Origin of the sequence: Wolbachia endosymbiont (group A) of Anthophora plumipes (assembly GCF_964028115.1) — a bacterium.
Lineage (GTDB): Bacteria > Pseudomonadota > Alphaproteobacteria > Rickettsiales > Anaplasmataceae > Wolbachia.
Genome location: NZ_OZ034756.1, coordinates 551974 through 568015 on the forward strand (window position 1 = coordinate 551974; position 16042 = coordinate 568015).

16 protein-coding genes and 4 pseudogenes are annotated in these 16042 nt (G+C 36.8%); 19 read left to right on the plus strand and 1 reads right to left on the minus strand.

Annotation, left to right across the window (positions count from 1 at the left end; all coding sequences use genetic code 11):
• Positions 1-16: 16 nt before the first annotated feature.
• The 4 genes and pseudogenes from ABWU75_RS02855 to ABWU75_RS02870 form a co-directional block, all read left to right on the plus strand.
• Complete coding sequence (locus tag ABWU75_RS02855) at positions 17-1507, plus strand: ankyrin repeat domain-containing protein (RefSeq protein ID WP_353287034.1); 1491 nt, start codon at positions 17-19, stop codon at positions 1505-1507.
• Positions 1504-3330: a phage terminase large subunit family protein gene (locus ABWU75_RS02860; protein WP_353287035.1), complete on the plus strand. Its 1827-nt coding sequence runs from the start codon at positions 1504-1506 to the stop codon at positions 3328-3330. Before ABWU75_RS02855 ends, ABWU75_RS02860 begins: the two co-directional genes overlap by 4 nt.
• Entirely contained in the window at positions 3323-3547 is a 225-nt protein-coding gene (locus ABWU75_RS02865) for a gpW family head-tail joining protein (protein WP_065094324.1), read from the plus strand. The genes ABWU75_RS02860 and ABWU75_RS02865 overlap by 8 nt, the downstream gene beginning before the upstream one ends.
• Positions 3548-3763, plus strand: a pseudogene (locus tag ABWU75_RS02870) (phage portal protein); the annotation flags it as partial. It abuts the gene before it with no gap.
• 10 nt (positions 3764-3773) lie between these two features.
• On the opposite strand, the gene ABWU75_RS02875 reads toward ABWU75_RS02870, so the two are convergent.
• A protein-coding gene (locus ABWU75_RS02875) for an IS630 family transposase (protein ID WP_353286847.1) occupies positions 3774-4785 on the minus strand; the annotation gives its coding sequence in 2 pieces (ribosomal slippage) (positions 3774-4322 and positions 4324-4785; 1011 coding nt in all).
• Between the two features lie 66 nt (positions 4786-4851).
• On the opposite strand from ABWU75_RS02875, the pseudogene ABWU75_RS02880 reads away from it, so the two are divergent.
• The 15 genes and pseudogenes from ABWU75_RS02880 (at position 4852) to ABWU75_RS02950 (ending at position 15818) form a co-directional block, all read left to right on the plus strand.
• Positions 4852-6071 (plus strand): annotated as a pseudogene (locus tag ABWU75_RS02880) (phage portal protein).
• Positions 6068-7138 (plus strand): S49 family peptidase, encoded by a 1071-nt coding sequence (locus ABWU75_RS02885; protein ID WP_353287036.1) that lies wholly within the window; start codon positions 6068-6070, stop codon positions 7136-7138. The pseudogene ABWU75_RS02880 and the gene ABWU75_RS02885 overlap by 4 nt, the downstream one beginning before the upstream one ends.
• 27 nt (positions 7139-7165) lie before the next feature.
• Positions 7166-7537: a head decoration protein gene (locus ABWU75_RS02890; RefSeq protein WP_353287037.1), complete on the plus strand. Its 372-nt coding sequence runs from the start codon at positions 7166-7168 to the stop codon at positions 7535-7537.
• Positions 7538-7563: 26 nt separating this feature from the next.
• Positions 7564-8568, plus strand: a complete 1005-nt coding sequence (locus tag ABWU75_RS02895; protein ID WP_065094328.1) for a major capsid protein — start codon at positions 7564-7566, stop codon at positions 8566-8568.
• 83 nt (positions 8569-8651) lie between these two features.
• On the plus strand, positions 8652-8972 hold the full coding sequence (locus ABWU75_RS02900) for a hypothetical protein (protein WP_065094329.1): 321 nt from the start codon (positions 8652-8654) through the stop codon (positions 8970-8972).
• Positions 8965-9462, plus strand: a complete 498-nt coding sequence (locus ABWU75_RS02905; RefSeq protein ID WP_065094330.1) for a phage tail protein — start codon at positions 8965-8967, stop codon at positions 9460-9462. The genes ABWU75_RS02900 and ABWU75_RS02905 overlap by 8 nt, the downstream gene beginning before the upstream one ends.
• Positions 9443-9916 carry a hypothetical protein gene (locus tag ABWU75_RS02910; protein ID WP_353287038.1) on the plus strand — a complete coding sequence of 158 codons (474 nt, stop codon included), beginning with the start codon at positions 9443-9445 and terminating at the stop codon, positions 9914-9916. Before ABWU75_RS02905 ends, ABWU75_RS02910 begins: the two co-directional genes overlap by 20 nt.
• Positions 9903-10357, plus strand: a pseudogene (locus tag ABWU75_RS02915) (phage baseplate assembly protein V). Before ABWU75_RS02910 ends, ABWU75_RS02915 begins: the two are co-directional and overlap by 14 nt.
• Before the next feature lie 8 nt (positions 10358-10365).
• A complete protein-coding gene (locus tag ABWU75_RS02920; RefSeq protein ID WP_065094333.1) occupies positions 10366-10620 on the plus strand; it encodes a PAAR domain-containing protein in 255 nt (84 codons plus the stop codon).
• A 5-nt stretch (positions 10621-10625) separates the two neighbouring features.
• Positions 10626-10961, plus strand: coding sequence for a GPW/gp25 family protein (locus ABWU75_RS02925; RefSeq protein WP_353287039.1), 336 nt, complete (start codon positions 10626-10628; stop codon positions 10959-10961).
• A 9-nt stretch (positions 10962-10970) separates the two neighbouring features.
• A complete protein-coding gene (locus tag ABWU75_RS02930) occupies positions 10971-11768 on the plus strand; it encodes a baseplate J/gp47 family protein (RefSeq protein ID WP_065094335.1) in 798 nt (265 codons plus the stop codon).
• A 6-nt stretch (positions 11769-11774) separates the two neighbouring features.
• Positions 11775-12992 (plus strand): phage tail protein, encoded by a 1218-nt coding sequence (locus tag ABWU75_RS02935; protein WP_264951371.1) that lies wholly within the window; start codon positions 11775-11777, stop codon positions 12990-12992.
• Positions 12993-13012: 20 nt separating this feature from the next.
• Positions 13013-13699, plus strand: a complete 687-nt coding sequence (locus ABWU75_RS02940) for a hypothetical protein (RefSeq protein ID WP_065094337.1) — start codon at positions 13013-13015, stop codon at positions 13697-13699.
• Between the two features lie 16 nt (positions 13700-13715).
• Positions 13716-15637 (plus strand): annotated as a pseudogene (locus ABWU75_RS02945) (DUF4815 domain-containing protein).
• Between the two features lie 13 nt (positions 15638-15650).
• Positions 15651-15818 carry a hypothetical protein gene (locus ABWU75_RS02950; protein WP_353287079.1) on the plus strand — a complete coding sequence of 56 codons (168 nt, stop codon included), beginning with the start codon at positions 15651-15653 and terminating at the stop codon, positions 15816-15818.
• The last annotated feature ends 224 nt before the right edge of the window (positions 15819-16042 follow it).

The window sequence follows — 16042 nt, forward strand, 5'->3', positions numbered from 1 at the left end:
AGATTTTGAATGTAAAATGGCTGATAACTTAAGTTTAGAGTTAATAAAGTGTCTCATCAATCAACCTGGATTAGATGTTAATGTTAGAGGGTTGAATGGAAAGACACCACTACATTGTGCTATAGAGTTTGACGAATTAAGTATGGTAGATTTGTTACTCACAAAGAAGAACATTAATCCTTTTGTAGAAGATAATGACGGTAAAACATCTCTTGATTACGCCAAAGAAGGGAAAAAAGCAGAAATATTACAAGCGCTAATTAATAACAAATACGGATCAGAACAAGATAGCTTACTTCATTTAGCTGCAATGATAGGTGAAGTTAATGCAGTTAGATATTTGATAGGAAAAGGTATTGACGTTAATGTACGAAATGCTTTGCATCATACGCCATTACATCTAGCGGCAGGCATAGGACATGGAAATGTTGTCAAAATTTTAGTGGAAGAAGGAAACGCTGAAATAGATGTCTTTGATGCACGAAATCAGACACCAATGCACTATGCAGTTAATAACAAAAAGTTGGAGATAGTAAAGTTACTGCTAAAGCTTGGAGCAGATGTAAATAGCGCGCGCATGGGACAAAACTCAATGAAATTGTCACCTATTCATATAGCTGTAAGTAATACTAATTACGATGAAAGAGATTTGTGTTTGGATATCCTCAAATGCTTAATAAGGGAGCCTAATGCTCAAGTCAATTTGCAAGACTACGAAAATAAAACACCACTACACTATGCTGAAAGACTTAAAACAATAGAAGTTTTACTAACGCGAGAAGATATAGACCCTCTGGTAAAAGACGATAGCGGCAAGACACCATTTGATTACGCTAAAAATAGACCTGAGATAAAGAAGGCTTTAATGAATAATAAGTATGGTTCTGAGAAGAATAGTCTATTACATTTAGCTGCACAAAGAGGAGAAATTGAACTTGTAGAGTCTATTTTAAAAGAAGAAATCGATATTAATATCTTAAATAACAAAGGTCACTCTCCGATTTACCTTGCTGCAGAAAAAGGGCATTTACATATAGTAAAGTTATTGCTGAAAAAAGGAGCAAATTATACACCTGTTTTGCACTTAGCAATCAAATCAAACAATTTAGAGTTACTTAAAGTTTTATTTACTGAAAAAAATGGGGCACTGCTCTGCAGAGATACCATTGTTAATTTTCCAACCCTTCATAATAAATATACAGCACAGAGAGAAATAGCAGATAAAAGGACGAAAAAATATAATAATATTATCTGCATCTATATTACAGCCAGCGCAATAGCAATAGCGGCATATATAGGTTTAACAGCAACAACAATAAGCAGTACGATCATTTTTGCAACAATAACAGGAGTATTTGCGCTTGTTATAGCAATAATGATAAGTGAGATGAGCAAAAGATGTATAGAAAACGAATTTCAGAAAAAGATGTTTATGGAATTGGAGGAGTGTAGTTCTACTGTTAATGGTGTCGAGATAGAACCAATTATGAGTAGATGCAGACAATGATATACGCAACATCTTTTTCTGAAGGTTTAAGACCAGATCCCCAGCTTAAAGTATCAGAGTGGGCGAATGAGTATCGAGTTTTAGCGCCAACTGCAGCATCAGAGCCAGGTAAATGGAGAACAGAAAGAACTCCTTATTTAAAAGAAATCATGGATTCACTATCTCCTTCTTCACAGGCTGAAAAAGTAGTATTCATGAAAGGAGCGCAGATTGGAGGAACAGAAGCTGGTAACAATTGGATTGGCTATATTATCGATCAAACGCCAGGACCAATGCTAGTAGTACAGCCAACAGTTGAAATGGGAAAACGTTGGTCAAAGGGAAGATTTGCACCACTGATTGAAAGTACACCATGTTTAAAAAGTAAAGTAAAAGACCCAAGGTCAAGAGACTCAGGCAATACTGTACAAAGTAAGGAATTTCCAGGTGGAATAGTAGTAATAACTGGAGCAAATAGCAGTGTAGGACTTAGATCTATGCCAGTAAAATACCTCTTTCTTGATGAAATAGATGCCTATCCAGGAGACTCAGGTAGAGAAGGAGATCCAGTTTTACTCAGCATAGCTCGTACCAATACATTTGCACGGCGAAAGATTTTTTTAGTATCAACACCAACTATTCATGGAATAAGCAGAATTGAGAAGGAATTTGAAGCAACAGATAAGCAGTACTTTTTTGTTCCCTGTCCGCATTGTAATTACTATCAAGTTCTAAAATGGTCACAAATAAAATGGGAAGATAAAAATCCAAATACAGCACACTATATATGTATAGAATGTGGTGAAAAGATAGAAAATCATCAAAAGACAGAGATGCTTGAGCGTGGAGAATGGAGGCCTACCAATCCAATAAAAGGTGAGAAAAAAGGATTTCATCTTTCAAGTCTTTATAGTCCAGTTGGCTGGTATAGTTGGCAACAAGCAGTGGAGGATTTTCTTCATGCAAAGGAAAGTGAACAATTACTAAAAGTATGGATAAATACCACTTTAGGAGAAACTTGGGTAGATAAAGGAGAAGTACCAGACTGGAAGCAATTATTTAACAGGAGAGAATTTTTTCAGATTGGCACAGTACCAAAAGGCGAAGTAATCCTCACAGCAGGAGTAGATGTCCAAAAAGATCGTCTAGAGGTGGAAGTTGTAGCATGGGGAAAAAGCCGTGAAAGTTGGTCAATAGACTACCGAGTATTTGAAGGAGATACAGGAGGTGGAGAAGTATGGGGAAAGCTTTCAGAGTTACTCAATCATCATTTTATCGGTGAAAATGGGCTTGAATATATGATAAGCATGATGGCAGTAGATGCTGGATATGCAACGCAAGAAGTATACAACTGGGTAAGAGGTCATCAAGGATCTGGAAGAGTAATGGCAGTCAAAGGTGTAAATAAAGCTCTAGTACCACTTAGCAGTCCAAGCAGAGTAGATATAACAGTTGGTGGTCAAAAGCTGAAAAGAGGAATAAAGCTCTGGCCAGTAGGAGTATCGATATTAAAGTCAGAACTTTTTCAATTACTTAATGTTTTAAAAGAAGAAGAGAAAGTGCCAGCAGGGTATTGTCATTTTCCCGAGTATGCACCTGAGTATTTTAAGCAGCTAACGGCAGAGCAATTAGTCAGCAAGGTAGTAAAAGGATACACTAAACAAGAGTGGCAAAAGGTAAGAGAAAGAAATGAAGTACTAGATTGCCGGATTTATGCCAGAGCTGCATCTATTGCGCTTGGAATTGATCGTTGGCCAGAGAGTAAATGGAATAGTCTGAGTGGAAAAATGGAAAGTAAAAAGCCTAAAAAAGTAAGACAGAGTAAGTGGTTGAAAAATGTATAACGAAGAGTATTTGTTTCAAGTTGAACAAGCAATAAAGAAGCTGCAAAACGGAGAGCGAGTAGTATCAATTGCATATGGTGACCATGTGGTGAGATATGCTGAAGTCCAGATAAATGACTTGCTGAATCTACGGCAACGTATTAAGGCTGAATTGAAAATTGTAGGTGTGAAACCTAAAAGAAAGATTGTTTTTTCAACAAATAAAGGAATTTTATAAATGCTACTAAAAACCTTCAAACAATTATTCTACAAGCCAAAAATCAAAAATTCAGCCTGGGATGCATCAGGCTCAGGGAGAAGGGTAATGTATTGGCAAGGAGAAACAGGAAGCATAAATAATTTACTTTCTCAGAGCCTTGAGCACTTACGTAGCCGTTCTCGGGATATGGTGAGAAAAAACCCATATGCAGCAAATATCATTGATACAATAGTAATACCAATTCTCATTGTTGGTCAGTCAAATAGGAGACATTGCAGAGTTGTTTAATTGTGGAGCTGGCAAGAGAAGTAATAAATTTGCACAAAGCACCCTCAAGCAGAGCAATTGTATCGTATATTTTATTGCGCAAAATGTTCTGTTTTATGTATAACCAAAGCCTCTCAACAGGATTAAGTTCAGGTGAATATGGAGGTAGGTATATAATCTCAATATTTTTAGCTACCTTTAAATTTTTTGACTTATGCCAACTAGCACAGTCCATAACAAGAACAGCTTCTCTTGTCCCTAGATATTGCGACATTTGCTCAAGAAATACATTCATGCAATCAGTGTTAACATTTGGTGCAAATAAGCTAAAACTCTCTCCATTTTTAGGATTAACTGCACTGTAGAGATAAAAATTATGCCTACCTAATTTTATTTTAACCCGAGTCCTAGTGCCTTTTTTAAACCATCCATGCCCAACTTTCGAATGTGTGCCAAACCTTGATTCATCAAAGAAAAATAGCTCTTTTTCTGGATACTTGCCAATAACTTCATTGAGATTTTTTTTTGAATTCCTCTTGTTTACTTTTATCTTGTACGTTGTGTACTGGTCTTGGTGTAATATATGAAAATTTCATCTTTTGCATATGGCAGTGTACTGTAGATTTGCTGATATTTAATCCGAACTTTTCCTGGATTCTTATTCTCATTTCTTTAATGGTAATATTAGGATTTTCTTCTATACATGCTTCAATTTGCTGTAGTTGAGCCTGATTTAATTTAGTTTTTCTACGGCGTGATGGAGGAGCAAACAGTTTTTCTTCTCTGCCAAATTTCAAGAGTTTTATCCACGAAGTTAGTGCGCTTCTTGAAATGCAATATATTTTTGCTACAGCCGTTATACTATGCTTTTTTGCCGCAATTACAGCATTTAGTTTTTTTGAAACATATGCATTGTTCCTTACTTTCTTCAGCATTTCTTTTGCTGATTCTACTACTTTTTCATCCAATAATTTTGATCTTAATGCCATTTAAACCTCGCTACTTCACTTACTTTAGTATGGCTTTTTTTCCATTATTGTCTATCCGTTCTTTGTATAGTGGGAATTGGTATAAGTAACTCTATTGGAACAGGAATAAAACCGCAATCAAAAGCAAGGGATGGAGAATTTCGAAAGAAAGTACAAGAATTATGGCTGAAATGGACAGATGAAGCAGACAGTAATGGGATAAGTGATTTTTACGGATTACAAACTCTAGTATGCAGAAGTATGATAGAGGGAGGAGAATGTTTTGTACGGCTGAGATACGAAGATGGTCTTTGTGTACCTCTGCAATTACAAGTACTTGAATCAGAGCATTTAGACGATAAGAGCAATCAAACCCTTGCCAACGGTAATGTAATTAGAAACGGGATTGAGTTCAATAGGCTTGGGCAGAGAGAAGCGTATTACCTATTTAGAGAACATCCAGGTGAAGGCTCATTTGGAGAGTCAGTGAGAGTGCCAGCAAATGATGTTTTACATATTTATAGACCACTAAGACCTGGTCAGATCCGAGGAGAGCCATGGCTTTCTAATATACTGCTAAAGCTCTATGAGCTTGATCAATACGACGATGCAGAGCTAGTAAGAAAGAAAACAGCAGCGATGTTTGCAGGGTTTATTACGAGACTTGATCCTGAAGCAAATATCATGGGAGAAGGTGAAAGTAATGAGCAAGGAATAGCACTATCTGGCCTAGAACCTGGAACAATGCAGCTTTTAGACCCAGGAGAAGATATAAAATTTCAGAGCCGTCAGATGTAGGAGGAAGTTATGAAGCGTTTATGAGACAGCAACTCAGGGCAATAGCAATAGGCACAGGGATAACATATGAACAGCTAACAGGAGATTTAACAGGCGTTAATTATTCATCCATTCGAGCAGGATTGATAGAGTTTCGCAGGAGGTGCACGATGTTACAGCATAACATTATGGTATTTCAGTTTTGCCGTCCTGTATGGGATAGGTGGTTAGAGTTAGCACTACTTTCTGGAGAGCTAGACATAGGTGAAGAATGGACAAAGGGAAAAGAAGGAGCAAAAAAAGAAGTAAAATGGATAGCACAAGGGTTTGATTGGGTGGATCCGCTAAAAGATCAGCAAGCACAGCAAATGGCAGTAAGAAATGGATTTAAGAGTCGATCAGAAGTAGTATCAGAAATGGGTTACGATGTAGAAGAAATTGATCAGGAAATTGCTGAAGATCAAAGACGTGCAAGTGAACTGGGCTTAAGTTTTGATTCTGACGTTACGGCCAATCAAGAGGTGATATGAAGCAACAAACAACATGGTTAAACAAATGTGTAATGGTAGAACCAAGGAGTTTTGAATTACTGTCACTACAAACAGGAAAGCAGCCTATCTTTAAAAATATAAAACATGCAGTAAGAAATAGTGAAAGAGGAATAATACCGATACATGGAATCTTGACAAAAAAGTCAGAAACTTTTGATGATATTTTTGGAATGACTTCCTATAATCAAATAGAAGCACAAATTACACAAGCAATAGAAGATAGTGATATAGAAACAATCCTGTTGGATATAGACAGTCCTGGAGGAGAGGTCAATGGAGTGTTTGACCTTGCTGATTTTATTTACAGTGCAAGGGGAAAAAAGAGGATAATAGCGATAGCAAATGATGATGCATATTCTGCAGCGTACGCTATAGCTTCTAGCGCTGAAAAGGTATTTGTGAGTAGAACTTCAGGAGTAGGAAGCATAGGAGTAATAGCAAGTCATATAGATCAAAGTGGGTTTGATGAAAAACAGGGAATAAAATATACGACAGTATTTGCAGGAAGTAGAAAAAATGATTTAAATCCACATGAGCCAATAACTTCTGAGAGTTTAGAAAACCTAAAAAGCGAAGTGAATCGTTTATATGGAATGCTGGTTGAGCTAATAGCACGCAATAGAAACCTTTCTGTAGAGGCAATAAAATCAACAGAAGCAGGGCTATATTTTGGCGAGAAAGCAGTAGAAATAGGTCTTGCAGATGGAATTACAATTCTTTCAGAGTTTAAATCTATTAATAAAAACAGGAGTATTACTATGAACGAACAAACTACAACTGACCTAGAAACTGATAATTCAACTAATAAAATCAAGTATCGTACTGAAGTTCTTGAATTAATACGTTTATGTAACTTATCACGAATGCCAGAGAAAATAGGAGAATTTATTGAGCAGGGCGTAAGTGTTGAGCAAGCAAGGGAGGTTTTAATGGAATTACTTGTAGAGCGAACGAAAAAGACAGAGATACTGAGTGCAATACCACAGAATTCAGGAGAAGAGTTGATGATGCAGGTAGCGAAAAGTCGTGCGCAATCAGGCATTTAAAATATATAACAAAAGGAGAAAAGCAAAATGAGTACTATAACCGAACAAAATAATCTAGGTGACTTATTAAAGTATGAGGCATCAAGCCTGTATTCAAGAGACTTAATAGCAGTAGCTAAAGGTCAAAATCTTAAACTTGGTACAGTTGTTGGTCGTGATAAAGACAACATGATTAAGGTAATAAATCCAGCTGCCACAGATGGCACACAAACAGCGATAGGTGTAATAACAAGCGATGTAAATAGCAAAGATGGAGATACTAAAGCAATAATAATTACTCGTATTGCTCTTCTTGCCGATCATGCAGTTGTATGGCCAGCAAATATCACTGAAGAGCAGAAAGCTGCAGCAATAAAGCAACTTGAAGCACGAGGGATCATTGTCCGCAAGGGAGTGTAACTTAAATTAATAAGGGGGAGAAAAAAATGCAAAATCCATTTACAAATACAGCATTTAGCATGACGGCACTAACAAATGCGATAAATATATTGCCGATAAATTATGGACGAGTTGAAAATTTAAATTTATTTCCAAGTAGGTCAGTAAGATTTAGACATATTACGATAGAAGAACACAACGGAGTGTTAAGTTTACTACCAACGCAAGTACCCGGAGCACCAGCAACAGTAGGAAAAAGAGGAAAAAGAAAGGTAAGAACATTTACGATTCCGCACATTCCGCATGATGATGTAGTGCTGCCAGAAGAAGTACAAGGAATAAGAGCTTTTGGATCAGAGAGTGAACTTAAAGCGCTGGCAGATGTAATAACCGATCATTTACAGCTAATGAGAAACAAACACGCAATAACGTTAGAGCATTTGCGAATGGGAGCGCTGAAAGGGATTATTCTGGACGCAGATGGCAGTGAATTATTAAATCTGTACAACGAATTTGAAATTACGCCAAAAGTAGTAAATTTTGCACTAGGAACAGCAACAACAGATGTAAAACGTAAGTGTATGGAGGTATTGAGGCACATAGAAGATAACCTAAGTGGTGAATATATGACAGGAATTCATGCCTTGGTAAGCCCTGAGTTTTTTGATGCATTAACTTCGCATAGTAAAGTGAAAGAAGCATATGAAAGATGGCAAGAAGGTGCAGCGCTAAGGAATGATATGAGGTCAGGATTTACGTTTTGTGGTATAACGTTTGAGGAATATAGAGGACAAGCAACCGACCCTGAAGGAACTGTGAGAAGATTTATTGAGAAAGATACAGGGCACTGTTTTCCACTAGGAACAGCGAGCACATTTACAACATATTTTGCACCAGCAGATTTTAATGAGACAGTAAATACACTTGGACAGCCACTATATGCAAAACAAGAGCCAAGAAGATTTGATAGAGGGACTGATTTGCATACGCAGTCAAACCCTCTGCCAATGTGCCACCGTCCAGCAATACTAGTCAAGATCGTTGTAACATAGGTAGAGCAAATATAAAGCGGTGTGAGGCAGAAGAATGCTTTACCTCTTCTTAGCATATAAATGTTAGTATATAGCGGAGAAATGTGCAAGAGAATATTAAGAGATTATTTAAAGATTGTTTTGCCCATTTAGGAGAAGTGGCTTGTTATAAATCAAAGGATAAGTCATATATGGTACAGGTATTAAAGCAACAGCCAGATAAATTATACGAGATTGGTGAAGGACAATTTGTGGGAGAGATGCTTTTTCTTGAGGTAAATGTTTTTGATGTACTGAGGCCAATGGTGGGAGATATTTTTGTTATTGATGGTCGTAAATATAAAGTATATTCTCCACCACTGCGAGATAATTCAGGAATAGTATGGAATATAAAATGTACAGTACTTGGAGAGAAGGATGTTTAACATTGAGGTTAATGAAAATATTGAGAGAATTATTCACAACATTGATGCTAACAAAGCCAAAATAGAATTGGCAGCGGTAAGAGCGCTAAACAAAACGGCATTATGGTTAAAATCTCAGGCTGTCCGAGAAATCAGTGAAGAAAAGCAAATTAGGCTAAAAGTAATTAGAAAAAGACTAAGAATTATCAAGGCAAGGAAAAGCACTTTGAAGGTTTTAATTAGAGCATATCTGTATGATATGAGAATGAGAAATATAAAACAAGCAAAAATAAGAACAGCATTTAATGATGCATTTATGGCAACGATGCCAAGAGGCTATCGTGGTATTTTTAAACGTGTAGGAAGAACAGCACTACCGATACAGGAGGTTAAACTACCACTTGAACCTGAGGCTTCAAGGATAATAGAAAATCTTGTTAATTATGAAGTTGAAAGGATATTTGAAAAATATTTTACACATGAGTTATTTTATGACGGCATTTTGGACTAATTTACATGAGGCAATCTGTAATACGCTAAAGGCAGAGATACCAGCAATTCAAACTTGTGAGGTTTATCCAGCAATAAGGAAAGAGTTAGCAGCTCCAGCGGTATTTATAGAATTGTCAAGTCTAGAGCAAGGAAAAGATCCAGGAACAGAGGAGCTAGCGCTGAGAGCAAAATTTGAGGCACGAATAGTGATCGATAGCACAATAGAAAATGCCCCTATTATTGTCAGATCATTAGCTGCTGAGGTTGCCAGAGTAGTAAATAAAAATACTTGGAACGTGAAAAATGTTTCACCAGGAGAATTTATATCAGGAGGAGGAGATGATTTTAGGCCAGAGCTCGATGCATATTTAGTGTGGATGGTAGACTGGGCGCACGAATTGCATGTAGGGCGATCGATTTGGGAAGTGAGTAAAATAAAACCTCGTTTAATCGATGTGAATGTTGGAAAGTAATTTTGCAATTTCAGAATTGCGGAGGAAATTGGCCAACATTGTCCGTATAGGCATTGTCGAAAAAATAGATTATGAAAAAGCTAAAGTAAAAGTTAAAATAGGTGAACTTGTAACAGATTTTCTTCCATGGATAACAAATAGAGCTGAAAGTTGGTCACCACCAAATATTGATGAACAGGTAATAGTATTATCACCATTGGGAGAATTGTCTTTGGGGGTGGTGTTACCGGCAATATATCAGGAAAAATACCCTCCTCCAGAGAATAAAAAGGAAGTAAATAGTGTAAAATTTCAAGATGGGACAAGATTTACATATGATAAAGAGAAACATCATTTAGAGATTGAAGTAGTAGACAAGATAACACTGAATGTTGGGAATCAAGTGTAGAGATAACAAAGAGCGAAATAAAACTAAAAGCAAAAAGAGTAAATCTAAATTAGGGAAAGGAATGAATAAATCAGTTATACGCCTAGGAGATCACTGTGAAGGAGCGTTGCTGCATTTTTGTATAAGTGGAAGCAGAGATGTATTTATAAACGGAAGACCTGTCTGTAGGCAAGGAGATAATTTTAGTGAAGGAAAAGTAATGACACAAGGGTCGAAAGCAGTGTTTGTAAATGGCAAAGCCATTGCTCGTACTGGTGACCTAATTTCCTGTGGAGCAATAGCAGAAGAAGGGAGTGATAACGTTTTTGCAGGGTAAATAATATGCGTGGTATGAGTTCTGAAACTGGTAAAACAATAAGTGGTATAGAGCATTTAAAACAATCAATAGTTGATATTTTAACTACGCCAGCTGGCACTCGTGTTATGCGCCGAGATTACGGATCAAGGTTATTTGAGCTGATTGATCATCCAATTGTACCTGGTTTTGCACAAGAACTTTATGCAGCAGTTGCAGAAGCATTAGAAAAGTGGGAGCGTCGATTTAAGCTTAAACGTGTACAAATAACAGAAATAAAAGAAGGTAAAGTAACCCTCATTTTAGAAGGAATCTATCTGCCAAATGGAAAGCTGATCCGCCTTGATGGTATTATAGTATAAGGTAGTAGGATGAAAACACCAAATATTGTCGAAACATTAAAATTTGAGGAAATCTTTTCTCGCATGAAAGAAGAGTTAGTTCATAGAGATAAAAATTTTTCTGCGCTAACTGAGAGTGATCCAGCAATAAAAATCCTGGAAGTGGCAGCCTGGCGTGAACTTTTGCTTAGGCAAAGGATTAATGATGCAGCAAAAGCAAATTTACTTGCTTTTGCAAAGGACAATGACCTTAATCTCTTAGCTGAATTTTATGGCGTTGTGCGGAAGGAATCAGAGGATGATGAATCCTTAAGAAAGCGGGTAAAAGCCAAAATTGTTGGTTGGTCAACAGCAGGAAGCAAAGAGCATTATCGTTATCATGCATTATCTACTGACACAAGAGTAAAAGATGCGCAAGTGGTATCACCTATACCAGGAAGTGTACAGATTTCAATACTTTCCACAGAAAATGATGGAGTACCTTCAGAAGAATTGCTAGAGATCGTCAGAAATCACGTTATTCGCGATGATATTCGTGTATTAACAGATACGCTTACAGTTATTGGCTGTGGTATTATTCCCATTACTATTCATGCTAAAGTGCATATTTACCCTACTGCATCCAAAGATGTTATCGAAGCTGCAAAGGAACAATTTATCAAAGATCTTGAATCTGCTAAAGGTTTAGGGTGGAATGTTACCAGATCATGGATTATTGCCCACCTCTTTATAGAAGGTATGCAGAATATAGAGCTTACAGAGCCGATAGAAGACATCGTCGTGCAAGATAATGAATGCGTTACTTTAAATAATTTAAGTGTTAGGTAAAAATTGGTGATACTTCCTCCAAATGCTTCAAAGCAAGAGCAAATACTTACAGACATAATTAATTATTCTCTTGATGCAAATTCTCTACGGGGATTTAAATTTAACCCACAGACTGAAATGTTGCCGTGGCTAGTAGCGGAATACGGCTTGGGAGAAATTTTATCCTGGGGTAAGAAAGCTACTAAGAGTGCATTAAAAGAATGGGTCTTAGCTAAGCAAAACGGAATAAGATTTCAACGTTTGCGCGGTACACCACAGTCACTGAAGATGGCGCTGAAGTGGGCAAACATTGATAATATTACCATTCAAGAAGAACCACCAGGAGAGCATTTTGCTGAATTTCAAATTGGCATCTCTGATGTTCCTAATGACTTTTTTGTCGATAGTGTAATTGCTCTGGCAAAACTTTCTGCACCGGCAAGATCTCGATTAATGCGAATATTCAATGACTATTACAATGCTCAGCGGTTTATGTTAGATGAAAGTATTTTTGGAGATCTTCTTTCAGACTACTCAGGTGTAAAAATAGCAAAAGAAGGACCAGTATTATCGTTTGGAAGAAAAAACTCATTTGAGCTGAAAATAGGAAATCCAAGATTTAAATTTGGCACTTTTAGATCACATTATGATAGAAGTTACAGTAATGATTTATATAGGTTAGATGTTGCAATATTAGGAGAGACAGAACCTCACATGAAGAATTACAACGGTACATATGAAAGAAATCATGAGTGGTACAACTTAGAAGCACTACATCCTCTACCACAGAGTTTATTGCCAGAAATTAAGTTTGCTAAAGCATTGATAGTATTGTCAGATAGTTGGAATTTAGGGGATATAAATGCTTGTTTTGCATCGACTATTTATGAAGAAATAGAGCATACATTTCACTTAAGTGAAGATAAACTTTCTGAGCAAATTTGGAACTTTCGATGCACACCGATTTTAGAGCGGTTTAGTATAACTTATTACTACGAAGCAAAGAGTTTTACTGATCAAAGAATAATAGAGTCTAATTTAATGGAATATCATGTTGATTGTCAAAATGATTCAGATTCAAAACAGAAAGATCCCATTCATGAGCTAGAAAATTACGTAGCAGCATTCTATCTAGGTATGGTTACTTGGCATGAACATCGCCACTTAAATCGCCCTTGGAAAGATTTTGATCCTATTATTGCAAAAAAATTGGACGTTTTTTCCACGGATCTTGTATATACATAATATCAACTGCACAATCAACTATGTCAGTACTCACACAATCAGGCAGAGCAGCTATTGCTGCGAGCATAAAAGAGCAACCAATACATCTTGCTTGGGGATCTGGAGATTCTACCTGGGAAAGCAGCTACAAAGTTGAAAAAACTTTTACAGCAGGCGGCAAGATAAGTTTAGATCACCACACTATTAAAGATGTAAAAGTTTATACAGGGCAAACAATTTATCAGTCAAGCATAGATTATATAGTTGATAGTAGCGCAGGCGCTATTGAGCGTGTAGAAAATGGTGCAATTATAGCAGATAGCGTAATCACTATAGAGTATACTCAAGACACACCACCGGAACTAATTACTTCTGCAACATTAATTAAGGAAGTTGGACGTCGTGTTGTTGATGAGGTTCTCTTCTGTACAGGTGATGAGAATGGAGAGCTTCTAACTCCTACAGGTAGGTTTAAACCCTCTAATGTACCAACCAATAACTTGTACCTTAAATTTACTTTCGATTTCACAGACGCAGCAAATCAAGTTATACGGGAGCTTGGGGTTATGGTTGGTACTAAAGTAAAAGAAGGATTACCTACAGGACAGAGATATTTTGAACTCCAAGACATAGAAGACCATGGGATTTTATTGATTTTGGAACATACAGTACCATTAATCAGGACTTCTGCTACAAGAGAGACTTTTTCATTTGTTGTAACCTTTTGAATTTTTCTAGAATAAAATGACTTTAAACGCCTATTATGACCGCTTTAATCCTGACAAAGAATACGAAAAAAGCTTATTTCTTGCAGGAAGAGGTCTACAGTCAGCAGAATTAAACGAAACCCAAGAATATGCTCTCTCTAAGCTTAAAGGCATAGGTGATGCAATATTCCGTGATGGTGATGTTATAACAGGAAGCAATTGTATTATAGATGCAAAAACTGGTAAAGCTACGCTTGAGGGAGGAAAAATCTATCTTCGTGGAGCAGTTAGAAAAGTAGAAGCAAAAGAATTTGTTATTCCACTGAGTACCACAGTGCGTATAGGTGTTTATTATCTAGAATCCACCATTACAGAACTTGAGGACGAAAATCTTCGTGATCCTGCTGTTGGTACACGTAATTATCAAGAAGTAGGGGCAGCAAGGCTTAAAGTTTCCACCATTTGGGGTTATCAAGCAGAAGGTCTTTCTCCACGTTTTTCTGAAGGAGAATTTTATCCAATTTATAATATTGAAAATGGAGTATTAATAGAATATTCACCACCACCACAAGCAAACATAGTAACTACCGCTCTTGCTCGTTATGACAAAGAAGCCAATGGTTCCTACGTTGTAAATGGCCTTGAAGTAATGTTTTTGCAAAGGGACGAAAAAGGTGGAGAAATATTTGTGATTAATGAGGGCAAAGCTCATGTTGATGGTTATGAGATTGAACTTCCTCACAGTATTCGTGTTTCTTTTGATGAAGATCCAGATATAAAATCAGTTGAATCAGAACCACATACTTTTCAGCCAAATAGCCAAAGAGTAATGGAACTTAAAGTTAATGATTTTCCAATAAGTGAAATTAAAAAAGTAGATATAACTGTTCAAAAAACCATTACTGTTACTCACGGTTCATATTCAGGAGCCATTGATCCGATACCTGACTCTGCAGTACTTGAGATTATTCAAATTAAACAAGGCAATATTATTTATGAAAACAGTACAGACTATAAGTTAAATGCAGGAAACGTTGATTGGTCATTACCCGGCAAAGAGCCAGCTCCTGGAAGTAGTTATCAAATAACTTATCGTTGCCGTACCCACGTAAGCCCTGAAGATATAAGTGAAGAGGGATGTAAAGTAAAAGGAGCAGTTGATAACAGCTTGGTTCTGATTGATTACACCTGGAAAATGCCACGCTTTGATTTAATTACTATAGATGCAAAAGGCGCAATAAGAAGGATAAAAGGCATAGCTCACCCTTGGCGACCATCGGTGCCTAAAGCACCTAGCGGACAACTTTTGCTCTGCTACATTCATCAGACGTGGAAAAAAGGCAAAAAAATAAAAGTAGTGAACAATGCTATTCACGCAGTACCGATGAATGAACTTGAAGCAATGAAGAAGGGAATAAATGATCTTTATGCGCTAGTTGCACAGGAACGTCTACGCAATGATGCAAATTCAAGAGAACCTACCACCAAAAAAGGAGTATTTGTTGACCCATTCTTTGATGATGATATGCGTGATCAAGGAATTTCGCAGTCTGCAGCGATAGTAAATAAGGAACTGATATTGCCGATAAACGTAGAAATCATTGATGTTGAAAGGAGTAAAGAACCTTATTTATTGCCATACAAACTTGAGCCGGTACTGGAGCAGCTTTTACAGACCAAAGGAGAAAAGATCAATCCATATCAAGCTTTTGATCCAGTTCCTGCACAAATTACCCTCAATAAAAATATTGACCACTGGACAGAGGTAAAAACAAACTGGAAAAGTCCAGTAACCAGAGTATTTAATGTTAAAGAAACAACAGAGCTGTTGTCAAGTGCCTCATACGAAGCTGAATTTATGAGAGAAGCAGTACAGAATTTGAAATTGAAGGTTTTGAGCCAAATGAAAAGCTCAAGGAGGTGAAGTTCGATGGTATCGTCATTCAGCCTACTGTATAAGAGGTAAAAAAATATGCTCACAGCTAACAACCAGGGAAAATTAAAGGGAAAGGTGAAGATACCGGCAAATATTCCAGCAGGTACTAAATTAGTACAGTTTTACGGCGATAAAGGAAGCTATGGAGAAACAGCTTATACTGGTAAAAAAACTATTACCATAGAGGAGATACCGTCTTGTTAGTCAACAAAAAAATTATAAAAATTTCCCAAGTTGCATCATAAAATCAAAAAATACTTCCAATTGTGTAACAGTACACAGATTATAGTTAGTGGATATGTTGATAAGTAAATTAGTTTTATACGCACAAAACAGATGAAGTTTACTTATCAACATATCCACTAACCAACAACATTCAATAAATTTGTGTAAGATACCACTTTACATAAGATAGATAGGAAGCATTT

What these genes read in the sequence shown, in the direction of transcription:
- ABWU75_RS02855 (WP_353287034.1), top strand. Translation starts at nt 17, where the DNA reads ATGGCTGATAACTTAAGTTTAGAGTTAATAAAGTGTCTCATCAATCAA.
- ABWU75_RS02860 (WP_353287035.1), top strand. Translation starts at nt 1,504, where the DNA reads ATGATATACGCAACATCTTTTTCTGAAGGTTTAAGACCAGATCCCCAG.
- ABWU75_RS02865 (WP_065094324.1), top strand. Translation starts at nt 3,323, where the DNA reads ATGTATAACGAAGAGTATTTGTTTCAAGTTGAACAAGCAATAAAGAAG.
- ABWU75_RS02885 (WP_353287036.1), top strand. Translation starts at nt 6,068, where the DNA reads ATGAAGCAACAAACAACATGGTTAAACAAATGTGTAATGGTAGAACCA.
- ABWU75_RS02890 (WP_353287037.1), top strand. Translation starts at nt 7,166, where the DNA reads ATGAGTACTATAACCGAACAAAATAATCTAGGTGACTTATTAAAGTAT.
- ABWU75_RS02895 (WP_065094328.1), top strand. Translation starts at nt 7,564, where the DNA reads ATGCAAAATCCATTTACAAATACAGCATTTAGCATGACGGCACTAACA.
- ABWU75_RS02905 (WP_065094330.1), top strand. Translation starts at nt 8,965, where the DNA reads ATGTTTAACATTGAGGTTAATGAAAATATTGAGAGAATTATTCACAAC.
- ABWU75_RS02910 (WP_353287038.1), top strand. Translation starts at nt 9,443, where the DNA reads ATGACGGCATTTTGGACTAATTTACATGAGGCAATCTGTAATACGCTA.
- ABWU75_RS02920 (WP_065094333.1), top strand. Translation starts at nt 10,366, where the DNA reads ATGAATAAATCAGTTATACGCCTAGGAGATCACTGTGAAGGAGCGTTG.
- ABWU75_RS02925 (WP_353287039.1), top strand. Translation starts at nt 10,626, where the DNA reads ATGCGTGGTATGAGTTCTGAAACTGGTAAAACAATAAGTGGTATAGAG.
- ABWU75_RS02930 (WP_065094335.1), top strand. Translation starts at nt 10,971, where the DNA reads ATGAAAACACCAAATATTGTCGAAACATTAAAATTTGAGGAAATCTTT.
- ABWU75_RS02940 (WP_065094337.1), top strand. Translation starts at nt 13,013, where the DNA reads ATGTCAGTACTCACACAATCAGGCAGAGCAGCTATTGCTGCGAGCATA.
- ABWU75_RS02950 (WP_353287079.1), top strand. Translation starts at nt 15,651, where the DNA reads ATGCTCACAGCTAACAACCAGGGAAAATTAAAGGGAAAGGTGAAGATA.